Origin of the sequence: Chroococcidiopsis sp. CCNUC1, from assembly GCF_023546805.1 — a bacterium.
Lineage (GTDB): Bacteria > Cyanobacteriota > Cyanobacteriia > Cyanobacteriales > Chroococcidiopsidaceae > Chroococcidiopsis > Chroococcidiopsis thermalis.
The window spans coordinates 2,042,447-2,058,987 of record NZ_CP097480.1 but is presented as its reverse complement, the minus strand read 5'-3'; the positions used below and the strand labels follow the sequence as shown (position 1 = coordinate 2,058,987).

The window sequence follows — 16,541 nt, the reverse complement described above, 5'->3', positions numbered from 1 at the left end:
ATTCGGAATTCGGAATTATTTTTAACTTCTCTTGACTTCTGTAAGGACGGGTTTGATGGCAGAACTCTCTGTTGTTTGACAGCTATCCTCAAAAAACCTGCCCCTAAAACTCCCGACTCTCGCAATTTTTATGACAACAACAACATCCCCTCCCATCCCTCGGTTAGAAATGCAAGGCATTACCAAGAAATTTCACGGTGTAACTGCCTTGGAGAATGTCAATTTAACTGTCTATCCTGGTGAAATTCACGCTCTGATGGGCGAGAATGGCGCGGGTAAAAGTACGTTGATGAAAATTCTGGCTGGGGCATACGACACAGATGCAGGTGAAATTCGCATTAACGGCGACCCAGTAAAAATTTCCGATCCTAGTGCTGCTAGGCAAGCCGGAATTGCCCTGATTTATCAAGAACTGAATCTCGCCCCCAACTTGACTGTAGCTGAAAACATTTTCATGGGTAGCGAGTTAACTAAGGGATATTTCCTCGATCGCGATCGCATGAATCAGGAAGCAGCAGCAGTCCTTAACAGTTTGGGAGCGAGTTTCCAGCCAGAAGACACGGTGTCTCGTCTCTCAATTGCCGAACAGCAACAAGTCGAGATTGCGCGGGCGCTCAAGGACAATAGCCGCATCCTAATTATGGATGAGCCAACCGCAGCGCTTTCAGACCGCGAGACAGAACAACTATTTGAGTTAATTCGCAAGCTGCGAGACAACGGCATTGCCATTATCTACATCAGTCATCGCATGGAAGAAATTTACGCGCTTGCCGATCGCATTAGCGTTTTGCGAGATGGCGAGTACGTAGGCAGTTTAGAACGCCAGGAGATCTCTAGCGAGCGCCTGGTACAAATGATGGTAGGCAGACCTTTGCAAGATTTGTTTGAAAAACAGCCCGGAAAAACCATCGGTTCAGTCGTACTAGAGGTAAAAAACATTAGCGATGGTGGCAAAATTCAGCCTGCAAGTTTAACACTACACGCAGGAGAAATTGTCGGCTTGGCAGGACTGGTAGGTGCAGGACGTACGGAATTATGTCGGTTAATCTTCGGTGCTGACCCCAAGACAAGTGGTGAAGTGATTTTAGATGGTAAACATCTCAACATCAATCAACCCAGCGATGCGATCGCGGCTGGTATTGGTTACGTGCCAGAAGACCGCAAAGAACAGGGCTTATTTCTCGAAATGAGCTGCCGCAAGAATATTGCAATTAACCTGCTCAAACGGGAAGCGAAAGTAGGCACGATCAGCCCATTACGAATTAACCAAATTGCCTCAGCCGCAGTCGATAACTTTAATATTCGGCTAGCAGAACTAGGCATTAGAGCCTTAGATTTATCTGGTGGCAACCAACAGAAACTGCTGCTAGCAAGATGGTTGGCAATTAAGCCTAAAGTTTTGATGTTAGACGAACCCACAAGGGGTGTAGATATTGGCGCAAAAAGCGAAATTTATCGCATCATTAGCGACTTAGCAGCCCAAGGAGTTGCAATTCTAATGGTTTCGAGCGAACTACCTGAAATTATCGGGATGAGCGATCGCGTTTTGGTGATGCGAGAAGGGCGTTTAGTTGGCGAACTAAATAGTACCAACGGCGAGAAAATTACGCAAGAAAAGATTATGACTTACGCCACCGGAGCAATTGAGGGAGAAAAATTATGAGTCAAATCCAATCAAAACCAATGCGAGGCAGATCGAGCGATCGCCCCAAGGGAGGTAGGCGTAAATCTGCAAGTAACCTGCTTCAGGTAGTAGGAATTCTCCCGATTCTGGCGCTGATTTGCATTCTCTTCGCCTTACTCACGCCTAACTTTCTTACCACAGGCAACATAGTCAATATATTCCGGCAAGCATCGATCAACATCGTGCTAGCAACAGGGATGACGTTTGTAATTCTTACGGGCGGAATCGATCTTTCGGTTGGTTCTATCCTGGGAGTAACAGCTGTAGTTGGCGTACTGACATCACTCATACCAGGGGTCGGCTGGCTGGCAGTTCCCGTTGCTTTACTCGCAGGCTTGGGTTTGGGCTTAATTAACGGTGCTTTAATTGCCTTTCTTGACCTGCCACCTTTCATTGTCACTCTAGGTGCGCTCACGGCTTTGCGAGGGGCTGCTTATTTAATTGCTAGCGGTACAACCGTGATCAACCGCGACCTCAACTTTGCTTGGATCGGGATTAATTACTTAGGACCAGTTCCTTGGTTAGTGGTAATTGCGTTGCTTACAGTGGTAGCTAGCTGGTTTATTCTCCGCCGCACTATTTTGGGAATGCAGATCTATGCAGTGGGTGGCAATCAACAGGCAGCAAGGCTAACGGGAATTAAGGTCAAGCGAGTACTGTTATTTGTTTACGGTGTCAGTGGCTTGCTCTCCGGCTTAGCGGGAATTATGAGCGCCAGCCGTCTTTACAGTGCTACGGGAATGCTAGGGAATGGATACGAACTCGATGCGATCGCGGCTGTAATTTTGGGCGGAACCAGCTTCTCTGGTGGGATTGGCACTATCTGGGGAACTCTGCTTGGTGCGTTAATCATTGCCACCCTCAATAACGGACTAACTCTGTTGAATATGTCCTTCTTCTGGCAGTTGGTTGTCAAGGGTTTAGTCATTATTGTTGCCGTCACAATCGATCGCCTCCGCAGACGCTCTAGAAGATAAATTGTAGGTTTGGATTTTGGGTTTAATTCAAAATTCCCAATCTATTGATAGCAATTCTCGATTGTGTACATAATATTAGTAGGGGCGCACAGCTGTGCGCCCCTACATCATAGGTATTTCATCCAATTGAAACGGCTATTAATTAGTAATTGTGTCAACTCCCTCTGATAGAGGTGCGAGATACTCGTATGCACCCACATCGCAAGTAGCAACACCATCTCTGTTTCCGTCTAGGGGTCGAGTCATACCACGTTGATCGGTACTCTGGCATTGGTCGTCGATCCCGCGATCGATTGCCGGACTCTCAGCGTAGATTGGCAACATATCATTATCGTCACGTCCGCCTAGTACGATCTCAACGTTACTTCGGCTGGTAGGAAAGCCACAGGTTGCATCGCTTGATAGGTTGCCACCAAGATCGACAATCGTGCCGTCGCAATTATCACCCTCATAGTTATTTGCTACCAGCGTATTCTTTAACTGAATCGTACCAGTATTGGCAATTCCACCACCACTTGTTGCCGAGCGGAAAGACTGATTGTTAGCGATCGTGCTATTGTACACATCCATCGTGCCGAGGTTTTCAATTCCCCCACCTGCACCAGATGTAGAGTTCCCCACGATCGTTACGTTCACGAGTGTTGCTTTGCCCGTACTTGCATTAGTAAGTCCACCGCCACCCCAAACGTTACCATACCTCCAGTTAATAGAACTTGCTCTGACTGTACTATCAACTAAAATCAGCGTCCCGTGGTTGTGAATACCCCCACCGTGGGAGTGACTAGCAAAGCCAGGGGTTGCATTACCCCACTGTACTGTGACTTTACCAATGTAGGCAAAGCCAGTGTCAGCGATATCGAACACGCGACTTTTCAACATGCCATCTATTTTTGTTTTTCCAGAACCCGCACCAGTCAGGGTTAAGTTTTTGGTGATATCTAAGTGTCCCTGACTCAGTTCGTACAAACCTGCTGGTACGGTGACAGCACGGTTGACTGCCTGACCTTCCTGTACTGCGGCGCGTAACGTACAGAGGCGGGAAGGATTGGAAATACAGTTCCCATCACCTATATTCCCGTCTGGTTCATCTAAGATGCTATTAACTGTAAAAATTTGTCTTTCTTGAGATAGAACCGTTTGAGGTAGAATAGCAAGTCCGCAAACCATAATTACAATTAATGCATAGCGTATCCATCGAAATCGTTTCGTTTTTCGCATAAGTTTCTTCAACGAGCTAACGAATACTCGCAAACTAGAGTTTTTGCAAGCAAAGCGGGAGTAATGGCAGACAAGCCTCATTTATTCGCGCTATTTATCAACTGCTGACAGCGATCCGCAGCTCATTTCCTGAAAAGCGATATGATTCTTTATAGAGGAGTCGATGCGAGGTAGTTAAATCGACGGCAACAGCAAGGCTAAACCGCCATCTAACGATTCCAGGGGGGTTTTCTCTGCTGCCTTCTGGCATTACCTTCTGGGATGAAAGATGAAATAAAGATATAAGTGTACCTAACTACGGATAGAAACTTTGTCAGGTCAAACTAACGCAGGTATTGAACTTTCGGGTAGATGCAAAGTTTTGCCGCTGCTAGATACACTGAGTTAGTGGAAGAATTACTCACTGCAAGCCGAGGAGAATCAAGTGCTGCTATCAAAAGGCTTTGAAATTGAAATGTACACGGGGACACCGTCGGGAGATGTCGTCGGTCTTTCAGACAAAATCGTGGCAAATTTAGAGGGGAATTTTGCCAAAGAGCCAGATAGCCGTAACGTAGAGTATATAACGTCTCCCTCAACTCAATACGAAAGCCAGTTGTGCGAACTACTGCGCCCTCGGCGCAAAATACGGGAATATCTCCAGCGATTGGGCAACTACACGTTTATTCCTGGTAGTACTTTATCTTTGGGGGGGAGCGATCGCTTCTACCGTTCCGACCCGAATAACCCATACCATGAATATATTGAAAAGACCTACGGTACTACAGTTGTTACTGCTAGCGTTCATATTAATGTTGGGATTGAAGATCCAGAAGTACTTTTACGGGCGTGTCGTCTGATCCGCGTCGAAGCACCTCTGTACCTCGCCCTCAGCGCCTCCTCTCCTTTTATTGACGGCGAACCTACTGGTTATCACTCCACCCGTTGGGCAGTTTTTCCTCAAACTCCCGCACACGTCCCCCTGTTTGAAAGCCACGCTCATCATATTCGTTGGGTTGAGGAACAGTTAGCCGCAGGGACAATGCAGAGCGTGCGCCATCTTTGGGCATCGGTAAGACCGAATGGGGATCGCCGCCCTTACGACCTCAACCGTTTAGAATTAAGAATCTGCGATCTCGTCACCGATCCGATTGCTTTATTAAGTATTACTGCCTTACTGGAAGCGCGGCTGTGCCAACTCATAGCAGATCCACAACTCGATCCGCTAGAAATGAGTACCCTACCAGCAACAACCCGCGCTGAAGATTTGTTGACAATTACTGCTGCTAACGAAAGCGCAGTCGCCCGTTCTAGCCTCGACGCTCAGCTAACTCATTGGCAAGACGGCAGAAAAATCTTAGCGAGAGACTGGATTGAAGAAGTTTATCAAGAAGTCTGGGCGATCGCCAAGCAAAACGGCTTCAATTGTTTTCTTTCTCCCGTACAAAAAATTCTGCGCGAGGGGAACACCGCTCAGCAGTGGTTGAAACTTCATGCATACGGCTTTGAGCCAAGAAGCATTATCATGCAATCTATCCAAGCAATGAGCGATCGCGAGTTAGAACTGGAAGATAAGCTCTGTTCGTCGGCAATGGTGTAGTGCATGACTCATCAGTTATTTGTCACTCGTCATTTGTTCTACCAATAGACCTCCTGCGTGAATACTTGAATTGTCATCCACACGCGAAGCGAAACATCTGGGAGATTCTTCACTACACTGCGTTGCGTACCCTTCGGGAAGGCTTCGCCAACAGAATGACATCCATGATTTTTTGATTCATGCAGGAGGTCTAATGACAAATGACGAGTGACAAGTGACAAATAAATATTAAGAATTTTTAATCATTTGTTTTCGATTTACATTTATTTAAAAAAACTATATATTTATGAATCTGGAGCCAAATCGTGCTATCGAAAGGACAGCATCTCAATTCAACGTTTTGACTTTTGACTTTCGACTTTTGACTTTTTAAATGCCTCAACTCGTTTTGGTTCACCCGCAAATTCCTCCCAATACTGGAAACATTGCCCGTACCTGTGCGGCGACAGGGACAGAATTACATTTGGTTGCACCGTTGGGTTTTGAAATTAGCGATCGCTATTTGAAACGAGCTGGCTTAGACTACTGGCAATATGTCAACTTGCATTACCACGAATCTCTAGATAGCTTCAAAACCTATTATCTAGAGCGCGGGGGACGCTGGGTTGGCTTTAGCGTTAAAGGTGAATCGAACTACATCGAATACCAATTTCAGGCTGACGATTGGTTGCTATTCGGTAGCGAAACAACTGGATTACCTCCAGCCGTCCTTTCTGCTTGTCACGCCAGAGTTTACATTCCTATGGCTCAAACTGGCGTTCGCAGTCTAAACCTTTCTGTCAGCGTCGCCGTTGGTCTGTTTGAAGCCCGTCGGCAATTAGGCTATTTGAGGGTATAGGGAGCAGTGACCAGTGACCAGTGACCAGTGACCAGGGACCAGTGACCAGTGACCAGGGACCAGGAACCAGTCAACAATCCACTACAACCTACACCCTACACCCCTTCTTCACGCACCACGCACCACGCACCACGCACCACGCACCACCAATTACCAACTACCAACTACCACTGATAACTGATAACTAACAACTGACTTACGTATATTCTCTGATTTTTTTGACTCTAAGTTAAATAAAGGTATTTTTTTTTACAGCTATTTTTAATAAATTCTCATCATCAGCTTTTCAGCCTTGAGATAGATATAAGAAATTTTTATAGATTTTTTGACTAAAATCTCTCCTTCGATGATACATTTTCTTCATCATTCATCTGTCTTGTTATAGAAGATTGACAGCTCCCATAGGAAGATAAATTGAGGATTTGAGTCTTTGTACTCAGAGTTAAGCCTTGGCTGTGTAGCTCGCAGCTTTGGTAAAATGCAACACTTGTTGGCTTACAGGAATTGACTTAAATTGACTATGTGTAATAGAGAACATAAGTAATATGACTCAATACATTGGCGTAATCTTTTTCTAAAGAAATGTTAAATAGCAGTAAAAGAAAAAATAAATATGCCAAAACAAAAAATGCCTATATTCTGGGCAGTTCTTACTCCTTAAGTAGAAATCGCCCAACTGTAGTATATTGAGCAGACTGGAGACAACGTTAATTTTTTTTGCCAATAGGCTGTAAGCTTGTTTAAATCAAAAATGCCTAGTAAGCTTGCCTCAGCATATTTATATCAGCATGAAAAACTGGATTTGATAACACTCAAAACCATCGTGTAGTAGTATCGCAATTGCGATCGCCAGAGCAAATGAACAGAGGTAGTTAAGCGCTATTCCAGACAGGAGGTCATTGTTGAAACAAACGTGGGCAAAAGATCGAGCAGATCGAGCCTCTAAAGCCAAGCGGCAAGTGCGGACTTCAGCCGCCACGATCGGCATTATTTTCTCAGCCGGAGCGTCCAATCTGCTATTGACCCAAATCAGTAATAGCGCTCCAGCCATAGCCATAAATCAGCCTTCGCTCAGTCAAATGCCGATAGCAACTAGAGCGAGCTTAACCATTAGCAGCATTGGTGTGCCAACAGGAATCGCGGCAACCGTGCCTTTAGCATTCACTCAAAGGCATACTAACGCGACACAGTTATTTGAGCCTGTAGCCAAGCAACCAACAGAGAAAACAGCCAAAGTTTTACAAGCTTTGCGAGTCAATCGCCTGATTCGCCAGCTCAAGGCAAGTAAAATTACCGTATCAACAGCAGCGTTAGTATCTCAACTAGACGAGCGAGAAGCAGCGATCGCCAGACAAAGATGGTCGATCGATCGCTTGAGACAGAAATTGAATCGCTTGGAAGAAGATAGTTCGGCGGAGTTGGGGTTTGAGGAGTGGCAAGCATCGGCAGGGACATCGAGCCAGGAACAAATGGGGGCATCGCTAGCAAGCGATCCTGGGCTGCAACCCGCAGTATCTCTACTAGCATTCCATCCTCAGTTACAAACTCCACAGTCAATACATGGTAATGCAAGTGGGGAGGCAATGCCTTACGTACTGGAGGCAATGCCTGAAGCTCGCATGTCTTTGGCACAAACGCACACAGCAGCAAGTCTGCCAAAAATAGCGGTCGATCGCCCAATGGTACTAGTCCCCTTACAGGCACTTAGCTACAAGGTAAAAGCCGGAGACACGCTGAGTGCGATCGCGCAACAACACGGACTACCACTGACAACTCTCATTACCGCCAACAAATTAGCCGATCCCAACCGCATTCAGATCGCCCAACAGCTGATCGTGCCAATTTCGCCATCAAAGGGAAGTGAGAGCCAGCAGCCAATAACAGCAGCTCTGGAAAACAATACTAATGCTGGTATGGGTGGCAACATTTCTGAAGATGATTCGGTTGTGGAAGCCAATCCTCAAGGGATAGCAGAAATTCAGCGGCAGCAATCAGCAAAAGCAGAACAAGCACAGTTGAGCGATCGCTACGTCCAAAATTTACGTAGTGATATCGAGAAATTACAGCAGAGATATCGCACCCAGCCATTGCTGAGTCAAGCAACACCAGCAGAACAACCTGCTGCTAAGACGAGTGGCGATCGCTTGTTGCGGAAGCTACGTCAGATTGCATCTATCGAACTTAAAACAGAGCGAAACTTCAATTCCAAACAAGCAAGCAAGACTTTACAAGTAGAAGCACCAAAACAGCCGCAGCGTTCAGTGCAACCAACTGAAGATGAAAGTGATGATAGCTTGGCAACAGCACCGATTGGTAGAGATGCAACAGATTCGCTCCAATCAATTCAGCAACGAAACGTATCGCCAGCATTACCACCTTTAGATTCAGCAGATACCTATTTACCCAAACCGATAATTTCCAAAAAGGGCTTCATGTGGCCTGCTAGAGGGAAACTTTCTTCCGGGTATGGCTATCGTTGGGGGAGGATGCATCGGGGAATTGACATTGCTGCTCCGGTGGGGACACCTATTTTTGCGGCTGCGGCTGGAGTCGTCATCAAGTCAGGCTGGAACTCTGGCGGCTACGGCAATATGGTTGATATTCAACACACAGATGGTACGGTCACTCGCTATGCCCACAACAAGCGATTGCTCGTTCATAAAGGTCAAACAGTATACCAAGGGCAGCAGATTTCCGAGATGGGTAATACTGGTTTCAGTACTGGTCCCCACCTACACTTTGAAATTCATCCACTAGGTAAAAAAGCAGTTAATCCAATGGCTTTTTTACCCCGATGAAGTCAGTTATCAGTTATCAGTTATCAGCAGAAAGGAGTTAGGAGTCAGGAGCCAGGAGTTGAAATTAACTGGTCACTGGTCACTGGTCACTGATAACTGTCCCTAGCCCCCTTTATACCTTCCTAATTCTTTGCCAGATGGTGAAGCTTAGAAGTGCGACAATGCTGAGCATAGTCATCAGGATAGTGAGAGGGGTCATACCTTGGAGTTTCATTGCTAAACAATTCCCGACTGCGGTGAAAGACCATAATGCGATCGCCGTAGCTCGTTGCGATAAGCCAGTAGCCAACAAGCGGTGATGTAGATGGTCTTTACCAGGAGTACTAAGAGGATTTTTCCCCGCCATCAACCGCAGGACAAACACCTGAGTTGTGTCAATGACTGGTAGCAGCAGAAATAGGATTGTTGGTACTAAAGCAAATACAGTATTAACTTTTAAGCTACCTAAAATTGCGGTAGCCGCTAGCACGTAGCCAAAAAAATAAGCTCCAGCGTCTCCCATGATGATCCGGGAAGGATGAAAGTTATGACGCAGAAATCCTAGTGCTGAGCCTCCCAATGCTGCTAAGAGTAAAGTTGCTGCGGCTCGAGTGGCAAATTGTGCCGAGACCGCTAGTAGGCTCATAGAAGTGATAAAGCTGACTCCTCCTACTAAACCGTCAATTCCATCCATCAAGTTAATTGCATTCGTAATTCCAACTACCCACAGTACGGTAATCAGAGTCGAAAGTAACGGATCGATTGGTGGAAATATTCTAGCTTCGATGCGGATATCGCTAGCAATGAGCAAAAAAGCTGTCAGAATTTGTACGGACAAGCGTACCCAAGGTGGCAAGCCAAATTGGTCATCGATGAATCCTACTAAAACTAAAATCGAGCCTCCTAACAAGATTGTTAGTACCTCAGCTAGCACTCCTTCAATAACTATGGGGCGCAAAAGCGTTGCCAATACTAAAGCAGCTAACACTCCAGTATAAATTACCAAACCACCAGCATTAGGCAAAGGTTCGCGGTTGAGCCGTCGTTCGTTAGGCTGGTCTGCCCAACCTACTTTTAAAGCGAACGATCGCACTTCTGGCATTAATTGCCAAGTGACTATCCATGCCAACACAAAGGTAAACATGACTGATAGCCAACCATAACCATATGGGCTGGCGATCCCGATAGATTGGAGGAAGCCGTAGATGTTCATCTTTTTTAATCCAATCCTTAATCATAAGGATGAATACGAGCAGCAACAGTATAGTTCAGACTTGCTAAAAAGCTACATCTGTGTTTATGCTCATGCCAATTTAACAGATAGAGAAATTTCGGTGTCCTCTCAATTTAAATCGAGATTGGATCGAATTCGATTCTAGCTTCAGAATTTTGTCAGAAAGTGCAATGGTGCGATCGCTATGTTAGTATAGTTAAGCGTCAAAAATCTGGCTCAGTAGCTCAGTTGGTTAGAGCAGGGGACTCATAAGCCCAAGGTCGGCAGTTCAAATCTGCCTTGAGCCATCGAAATTCCAAGCCTTGCAAGCCCTTGTACGCCATTCTTAGGCGGAAAAGTTGGGGTATTTTTAGAGTAGTTTCGAGCAATTATTGGGGTAAGATTGGGGTAAAGCTAGGTTAGACTATAGGCGCTTACCCCAAAAGATTATCCAGCTTAACCTAATGCAATTAGAAAGCAGGCAGCATAAAGCTTCTAAGGGTTCAGTACAGATTAAAGTATCCAATGGTCGATTGCAGCTAGCGTTCACTCACGCTGGCAAGCGGCACTATCTCTCGCTTGGGCTATCGGACAATAAACTAAATCGAAAAGCAGCAGAGGCTAAGGCTAAGATCATTGAGTCTGATATTACTTATGAGCGGTTTGACCATACCCTAGCCAAATACAAGTCCCAGTCAGTACTCAGCGCTGTTACCCCAATTACCCCAATTGTTACCCCAAAAATTGCTTTTGCCGAGCTGTGGGAAAAGTATACGCAGTATAAGTCCTCTCAAGTTGCTGCTAGCACGCTAGTAAGGGATTACGGCAAGATTGCCAAGCGGCTACAAGCTCTCCCTAAAAATGTTGAAGATGCTGTAGGAGTCAGAGACTGGCTACTTGGCAAATACAGCAGTGAAGTGGCACGTCGCACTTTAATTCAAATGAATGCCTGTTGCAACTGGGCAGTCAAATCAGGTTTAGTCTCAGAAAATCCTTTCAACGGTATGGCTAGCGATATTAAGAAAACAGTAAGGGATACGAGTAGAGAACCATTTAGTCGGGAAGAAAGGGATGCAATTATTGCAGCATTTGAGAATAATAGCTTCTGTTCAAAATTTGCTCCCATACCCCACTCTTACTACGCCCCCTATGTAAAGTTTCTTTTCATCACTGGTTGTCGTCCTGAAGAAGCGATCGCACTCCAGTGGAAGCATATTTCAGTAGATTGTTCGAGAATTCAATTTAAGGAAGCCATACCCAGCGATACTGGTATTCGCGGACAAACCAAAACCGGAAAGACAAGAACTTTCCCCTGCAACTCTAAGCTTCAAGAATTTCTTGGGAGCATTAAACCTGAAAGCCCGTTATTTAATGATTTAGTTTTCCCAGGTTCACGCGGACAAGTTATTGACTCTCATAACTTCTTGAATCGGGTCTGGAAGCCTGTAGTAGAAGGTTTGGTAAAGGCAGGCAAGGTTGAAAAGTATCTGCCTCAGTACAACATCCGCCATACATTTATCACTCTAGCTGTAGAAAATGGTCTAGATGCAAAGGATGTAGCGCGATTAGTGGGCAACTCACCTGAAATCATCTACCGTCACTATGCAGGCATCAAGCGAGAGTTGTCTGTACCTGAGTTCTAATAACGTTTGTACAGTAACTAATTGTTTGCCCTCTGAATAGATTCGTGACATCTGACTAAGGAAACAGTAGCAGAAATACGTCAAAGGGCGTTAAATGTACTGCAATGCTGTAAGGAGATTGTTGATAATTGATGAAGCAGATCGACTGAAACCGAAAGCCTTTGCGGAAGTGAGGGATATTTTTGATCGAAAAGGTATTGTGGTGGTTTTAGTGGGAGCAGATCGCTTAGATGCAGCAAGCGAGCGAGATCGGCAGGTTTACAACCTTTTCCGTGCTTGACATCGGTTTGGCAAGCTAGCAGGGGATGAGTTTAGTCAAACAATAGATATTTGGGAGCGTTAGGTGTTGAAGTTACCTTGTGTGGGGCGTGTTATGGGGAAATGCTCTGTCATAAGATCGAGTGGCAGTTGAAGACAACAGAGTTTTGTAGCAATCATGGGTTCACTTTGCTGTCGGAATGTCCTACTTGTGGGTCGAGATTTGCGTTTCCGGCGTTGTGGAATGAAGCGTAGTGTAAGCGGTGTTTTTTGCCGTTTGGGAAAATGGTACAGAATCAAAAATTAGCCCAAAAGTCATAGCTTAGGGTTTTGACGAGTTTGATAGCCTTGATTTGGATGAGTTGGTTTATCTGGATATTTCAACTCTAATGCTCCTTCTTTAACCATTTTGGTTAGATAACTTGTTCTTAGGGTATGTGGGGAACGATTTAAGATATTTGCTAGTTGTTGTTGAGTTAAATATCGATCTTGGCAAAGTTCCAGAATTGTTTGCTCCATAAGCTCTTGGGATACTTTTCCTTTTTCTCTAACAGGGGTTGCGATCGCAATTAATTTTCCCCAAGGATCGGAGCTTGGTTGCAAATGATCGGAGCTTGGTTGCAAATGATCGGAGCTTGGTTGCAAATGATCGGAGCTTGGTTGATCTGATTGAGGAAGTAAGGAGAATAAATCGGGTTGAGTGTCATTGGGTAAGGTGTAATATGTACCTCTACCATGTCCTGATTTTTCTAGCCAACCATTATCTACTAGGTTTTTGAGACAATCACCAATATCTCTAGGGTGTTTTTGGCTATAGCATTGAATATCGCTATTACTGATTTGTCCTAAACGATGCGCTAAGACTAAAATGATTCGATCTAATTGTGATAAGTTGCAATAGTTATCCCCGACAACTTCTCGTAGCTCTTTCTCAACGTCTTTAGGAATTAAGCTGATCATTGGTAGAGCAACTGTTGTCATATCTAAATCTAAATTTTCCAAAACTCTTGGATATATCCATTGTTGTTCTTTCCATGCTCGTAAGATTTTAGGAAACCCCGAACCTGCTTTGTCTCCTAAACCAACCATCTGAAACATTTTTTGTAAATTGGGATTTCGTGGATCGCTAACTCCACCTTCATAAACTTTATCAATAGGTATTCTTAGACGACCTGGATTAGAAAATAAGAAACTATCTTTAGATTTAATAATAGTTAAGGGTTTTGTAGAAGAGTGATCTGCATGAATTAAAGTATTAGATAACGCCTCTCTTAAAGCTTCATGTACATGAGTTTCTCCTTGCCGTACTGAATTTTTATCTAATTTAAAAGGAACGTCAATATCACTTACTAAACGTCCATAAACACGATAATAAAAGTTAAATAAGTTAGCTTCCCATTCACCATCGAGAGTTACACGATATGTCCAACGTTCTTCAAGATCGGAGGAACGTTTTTCTTGATAATCAAGGTGATAATGAGGACAAGCATCTAAAATACTGCGTTCTCGACCAAACATTAATAAACCTGCAATGGTTAAACCTTCTTTATGTGTATTACGATCGCTTTTCCAACCTCCAAGTTTACGGAGTAATTCTCGATCGTCTAATGCTAAGAAAGGGTGATCTGGTTTTCTCGATCGAAAGCGTTGACGAAAGGCTTTCATTGTCTCTAGATCGAGATCGTTAAGATCAAAATTGTCTAATACTCGGTAGTCTTGAGGTTCGCTACTCGCATCTCGTAGCATTTGACGTACTTCATCTTCACGACAAAGATAGTCGCCATCGTAGTTACGTTTATATGTCCCTATCATAGGATTGTTATTGATATAAACGGGACGTTGAGTTCGGCTTGCTTGAGAAACCTTAATAATAATTACGTCTTTCTCATCAATGTGAGCGATCGTAAAGTCTGATTCATTACAAATGGGAAAACTTAGCTTTTGAGGATTGTTGTGATTATTCCAAAAGTCTTTTTTCTGCAAAATTGAGTTATTGACTCCGGTGATAAAAAAACTACCTCTTTTCTCTGTTACTCCCAAAATAATATATCCGCCCTTAGTATTGGCAAAAGCAGATATCGTTTTCCAAATATCTTTAGGTAAATTATCTTCGGACGTTTTAAATTCAAGATCGTAGTCTTCAATAAAATCGAGTTTTTCGAGAAGGATTTCTAGTTCCATAGTTGAGTATATAAATAATCGGGCGATCGCTGGCTAACAAAAAGTTCTAGGATTTAGAATTAAGTGGTTTTGCACCAAGCATAACTGGAGATTCGCTTGCTCACGATCGCTCGTGATGGGTGCAAAGCAGCGAAGACAAATATCTATTCAGCTCTAGTGCCATTAGGGATAGGAGATTCTGGTACTGTTAATACTGGGGAAATACGATCAGCATAACCTAGATCTAACAACATCCCCTCTAATATTTGCTCCATAATGGGTTTAGGTTCAAGATTGAGATCAAAAAATGATTGTTTGCTGATAATTTCTTGGGGATTAGCTCACTCTGGTTTCTATCCAGCAATCATAGTTCTCTGGCAATAATCGCCAAAATCTACAGTCAGTTTAACCAGCTTGCGTGAACCTGGAACGTCCTCTGCCGAAAGCTGCTTTGGAAGATGCCAATCTACATTTAAAGTTTTAACTAAGTTTTACAATAAAGAAGCTAAGATTTCTAACTTGGTTTGCCAATCCTCATCATGTCGTAGGATTAAGACATAGTAGCCAGCCGCATATCTGAGATTATCGCGCTCAATTTTGTCCTGCTGTTGTTGTTCTAGGCGATCGTGAATCGAACCATCGCAGAAGATAGCAACTTTAGCATTCTTGTAGATAAAGTCTGGTTTGGAGTTAGCTTCAGGAATTAACTCTTGAGCAGCATCCGGTAGTTTTAACCCTCGTCGCTCGATCTCTGCCAAGACAACACGCTCAAAATTAGAGTTGGGATCGGTTTGCTGTAATAATTGCTGGTATTGAGCTTCACGAGAACCATTTGCGGCTTGACGGGTGATGGTACTGCTACCAAGCCGATCCAACCAAGGGCGAATCAGGTGGCGATCTAACAAGGGATGATCGAATTGGTTGCGGTAGGATAACAGGCATTGATAGCAAGCTTTAGTACAGCTTTGCTTCTCTTGTAGAAAGTGGCAAATATCTAACGCAGCATTGGCAAGTCGCTTGAAAGCATCAGGGTCTTCGAGTATTTGGGAAAGAACGCCTGCTCCTCCTTGGGCGGCTTCCCAAAATAGTAAGTGTTGCCCTTGACCCAAGCGTTCGGACGCTAGTTCGTCCGCTTCGAGTTTATACACTGCTTGAATGGCTCGTTCCAGAGCAAACTGGAGCGTGGCGAGAAATGCCTCAGAGTTTCCATTAGGAATGCTGACTGGTTCGACCACGAGGATATTAGAAGTATCATCTACCATCAGGTTGACTTCTGTTTGTAGATTCTCCTGGGGCGCGTCGTTTGTCGAGCGATCGCCCCACACTCCTGTTGCTGCATCTAACTTAAATCCGCGCTCGGTACGATCGCGCCTTAAACCCCGATTAATCCGCCGAATTTTTGCCGTTTCACCATAGATTAACCGCAATAGCTGCGTTCCATCCGCTGCTATGACTGTTGCTATCTCTTGCTTTTGCGGCGCATAGCGAAAATGTGTCGTGACGTTGTAACCGTACTTGAGCCGTTCTTCCTCGTCACAAGTAATCCGTTCCCGCCTGCGGGTTATCATCGTCTCTACTTCTAGCACGCGATTGAGTTTGCCAGGGTTGCCATCGCGATCGGCGACAATCTTTGCACCGCAGTTTTCACAAGTGTCGCGTAGGGAATCATCTCCCTCATGGAAGTAGCCGCAGCTAGGACAAACGCTGACGCGGACGTATTTACCCTCGATTCCACCTACGGGAACTCGCATTTTGGCAATTTGAAATTTCGACCCTTCGTAGTAAACGACATTACTAGGAGCAAATTCGCGAATTGCTACCACGCGGGGACGAGAGACAAATCTACCTGCATCGCCAGCAGGGATGTAAGCGCGGACTGAGAGACGGGGAAAGTTATATCCTGGTAGAAAGCCTTCGGCAGCAAAGTAACGGTAAGGGTAAAACTCTAACTGAGTTTTACTTTGATTCGGACTGATTTGCCCCACCAGCAGATCGATTTGCCTTTGGGCTTCTCGCTCTTGCGTTTGGGCTAGCTTGCGTTCCTCTTGAGTCACGCCACCTTTGGCAGAACGATCTACAGTTTGTCGAGCTGCTTGCAATTGAAATACGGCATCACCATAGAGTTTGCGCCAGCGATCGCAGGCTCGGTCAAACCCAAGTAAAGCATTTTCGAGTGTTTCAAAATTGCTTCATA

General features: G+C 44.7%; 13 protein-coding genes and 1 tRNA gene. 9 read left to right on the top strand and 5 right to left on the bottom strand.

Annotated elements, in window-relative coordinates:
- Positions 1 to 130: 130 nt before the first annotated feature.
- Together M5J74_RS09695 and M5J74_RS09690 are read left to right on the top strand one after the other, a co-directional pair.
- Positions 131 to 1,663 (top strand): sugar ABC transporter ATP-binding protein, encoded by a 1,533-nt coding sequence (locus M5J74_RS09695; protein ID WP_250016447.1) that lies wholly within the window; start codon positions 131 to 133, stop codon positions 1,661 to 1,663.
- Positions 1,660 to 2,661, top strand: a complete 1,002-nt coding sequence (locus M5J74_RS09690; protein WP_039715694.1) for a ribose ABC transporter permease — start codon at positions 1,660 to 1,662, stop codon at positions 2,659 to 2,661. The genes M5J74_RS09695 and M5J74_RS09690 overlap by 4 nt, the downstream gene beginning before the upstream one ends.
- A 138-nt stretch (positions 2,662 to 2,799) precedes the next feature.
- On the opposite strand, the gene M5J74_RS09685 is transcribed toward M5J74_RS09690, so the two are convergent.
- Together M5J74_RS09685 and M5J74_RS09680 are read right to left on the bottom strand one after the other, a co-directional pair.
- Positions 2,800 to 3,879, bottom strand: a complete 1,080-nt coding sequence (locus M5J74_RS09685; protein WP_106169550.1) for a choice-of-anchor Q domain-containing protein — start codon at positions 3,877 to 3,879, stop codon at positions 2,800 to 2,802.
- Positions 3,880 to 3,976: 97 nt separating this feature from the next.
- Positions 3,977 to 4,129, bottom strand: coding sequence for a hypothetical protein (locus tag M5J74_RS09680; protein ID WP_158631903.1), 153 nt, complete (start codon positions 4,127 to 4,129; stop codon positions 3,977 to 3,979).
- 174 nt (positions 4,130 to 4,303) lie between these two features.
- On the opposite strand from M5J74_RS09680, the gene gshA reads away from it, so the two are divergent.
- The 4 genes from gshA to M5J74_RS09660 all read left to right on the top strand — a co-directional run bounded on the left by gshA (position 4,304) and on the right by M5J74_RS09660 (position 9,094).
- Positions 4,304 to 5,458, top strand: coding sequence for a glutamate--cysteine ligase (gshA, locus tag M5J74_RS09675; protein WP_015153909.1), 1,155 nt, complete (start codon positions 4,304 to 4,306; stop codon positions 5,456 to 5,458).
- A 373-nt stretch (positions 5,459 to 5,831) separates the two neighbouring features.
- A complete protein-coding gene (locus M5J74_RS09670) occupies positions 5,832 to 6,296 on the top strand; it encodes a tRNA (cytidine(34)-2'-O)-methyltransferase (RefSeq protein WP_106216844.1) in 465 nt (154 codons plus the stop codon).
- A gap of 41 nt (positions 6,297 to 6,337) precedes the next feature.
- Positions 6,338 to 6,484: a hypothetical protein gene (locus M5J74_RS09665; RefSeq protein ID WP_250016445.1), complete on the top strand. Its 147-nt coding sequence runs from the start codon at positions 6,338 to 6,340 to the stop codon at positions 6,482 to 6,484.
- A 714-nt stretch (positions 6,485 to 7,198) separates the two neighbouring features.
- Positions 7,199 to 9,094 (top strand): peptidoglycan DD-metalloendopeptidase family protein, encoded by a 1,896-nt coding sequence (locus tag M5J74_RS09660; protein WP_250016442.1) that lies wholly within the window; start codon positions 7,199 to 7,201, stop codon positions 9,092 to 9,094.
- 112 nt (positions 9,095 to 9,206) lie between these two features.
- Here M5J74_RS09660 and M5J74_RS09655 read toward each other — a convergent pair whose 3' ends face one another.
- Complete coding sequence (locus tag M5J74_RS09655) at positions 9,207 to 10,286, bottom strand: MraY family glycosyltransferase (protein ID WP_015153906.1); 1,080 nt, start codon at positions 10,284 to 10,286, stop codon at positions 9,207 to 9,209.
- A gap of 234 nt (positions 10,287 to 10,520) precedes the next feature.
- Between M5J74_RS09655 and M5J74_RS09650 the strand changes: the two genes are divergently transcribed.
- From M5J74_RS09650 to M5J74_RS09640, 3 genes are all read left to right on the top strand, one after another.
- Positions 10,521 to 10,594: transfer RNA gene (locus tag M5J74_RS09650), tRNA-Met, on the top strand.
- A gap of 156 nt (positions 10,595 to 10,750) precedes the next feature.
- Positions 10,751 to 11,929, top strand: coding sequence for an Arm DNA-binding domain-containing protein (locus M5J74_RS09645; protein WP_250016440.1), 1,179 nt, complete (start codon positions 10,751 to 10,753; stop codon positions 11,927 to 11,929).
- A 169-nt stretch (positions 11,930 to 12,098) separates the two neighbouring features.
- Positions 12,099 to 12,209, top strand: a complete 111-nt coding sequence (locus M5J74_RS09640; protein WP_250016437.1) for a hypothetical protein — start codon at positions 12,099 to 12,101, stop codon at positions 12,207 to 12,209.
- Positions 12,210 to 12,502: 293 nt separating this feature from the next.
- Here M5J74_RS09640 and M5J74_RS09635 read toward each other — a convergent pair whose 3' ends face one another.
- Both M5J74_RS09635 and M5J74_RS09630 read right to left on the bottom strand, forming a co-directional pair.
- Positions 12,503 to 14,368, bottom strand: coding sequence for an RNA-binding domain-containing protein (locus tag M5J74_RS09635; RefSeq protein WP_250016435.1), 1,866 nt, complete (start codon positions 14,366 to 14,368; stop codon positions 12,503 to 12,505).
- Between the two features lie 470 nt (positions 14,369 to 14,838).
- Entirely contained in the window at positions 14,839 to 16,446 is a 1,608-nt protein-coding gene (locus M5J74_RS09630; RefSeq protein ID WP_250016433.1) for a Zn-binding domain-containing protein, read from the bottom strand.
- Positions 16,447 to 16,541 lie beyond the last annotated feature (95 nt).

What these genes read in the sequence shown, in the direction of transcription:
- M5J74_RS09695 (WP_250016447.1), top strand. Translation starts at nt 131, where the DNA reads ATGACAACAACAACATCCCCTCCCATCCCTCGGTTAGAAATGCAAGGC.
- M5J74_RS09690 (WP_039715694.1), top strand. Translation starts at nt 1,660, where the DNA reads ATGAGTCAAATCCAATCAAAACCAATGCGAGGCAGATCGAGCGATCGC.
- M5J74_RS09685 (WP_106169550.1), bottom strand. Translation starts at nt 3,879, where the DNA reads ATGCGAAAAACGAAACGATTTCGATGGATACGCTATGCATTAATTGTA.
- M5J74_RS09680 (WP_158631903.1), bottom strand. Translation starts at nt 4,129, where the DNA reads ATGCCAGAAGGCAGCAGAGAAAACCCCCCTGGAATCGTTAGATGGCGG.
- M5J74_RS09670 (WP_106216844.1), top strand. Translation starts at nt 5,832, where the DNA reads ATGCCTCAACTCGTTTTGGTTCACCCGCAAATTCCTCCCAATACTGGA.
- M5J74_RS09655 (WP_015153906.1), bottom strand. Translation starts at nt 10,286, where the DNA reads ATGAACATCTACGGCTTCCTCCAATCTATCGGGATCGCCAGCCCATAT.
- M5J74_RS09645 (WP_250016440.1), top strand. Translation starts at nt 10,751, where the DNA reads ATGCAATTAGAAAGCAGGCAGCATAAAGCTTCTAAGGGTTCAGTACAG.
- M5J74_RS09635 (WP_250016435.1), bottom strand. Translation starts at nt 14,368, where the DNA reads ATGGAACTAGAAATCCTTCTCGAAAAACTCGATTTTATTGAAGACTAC.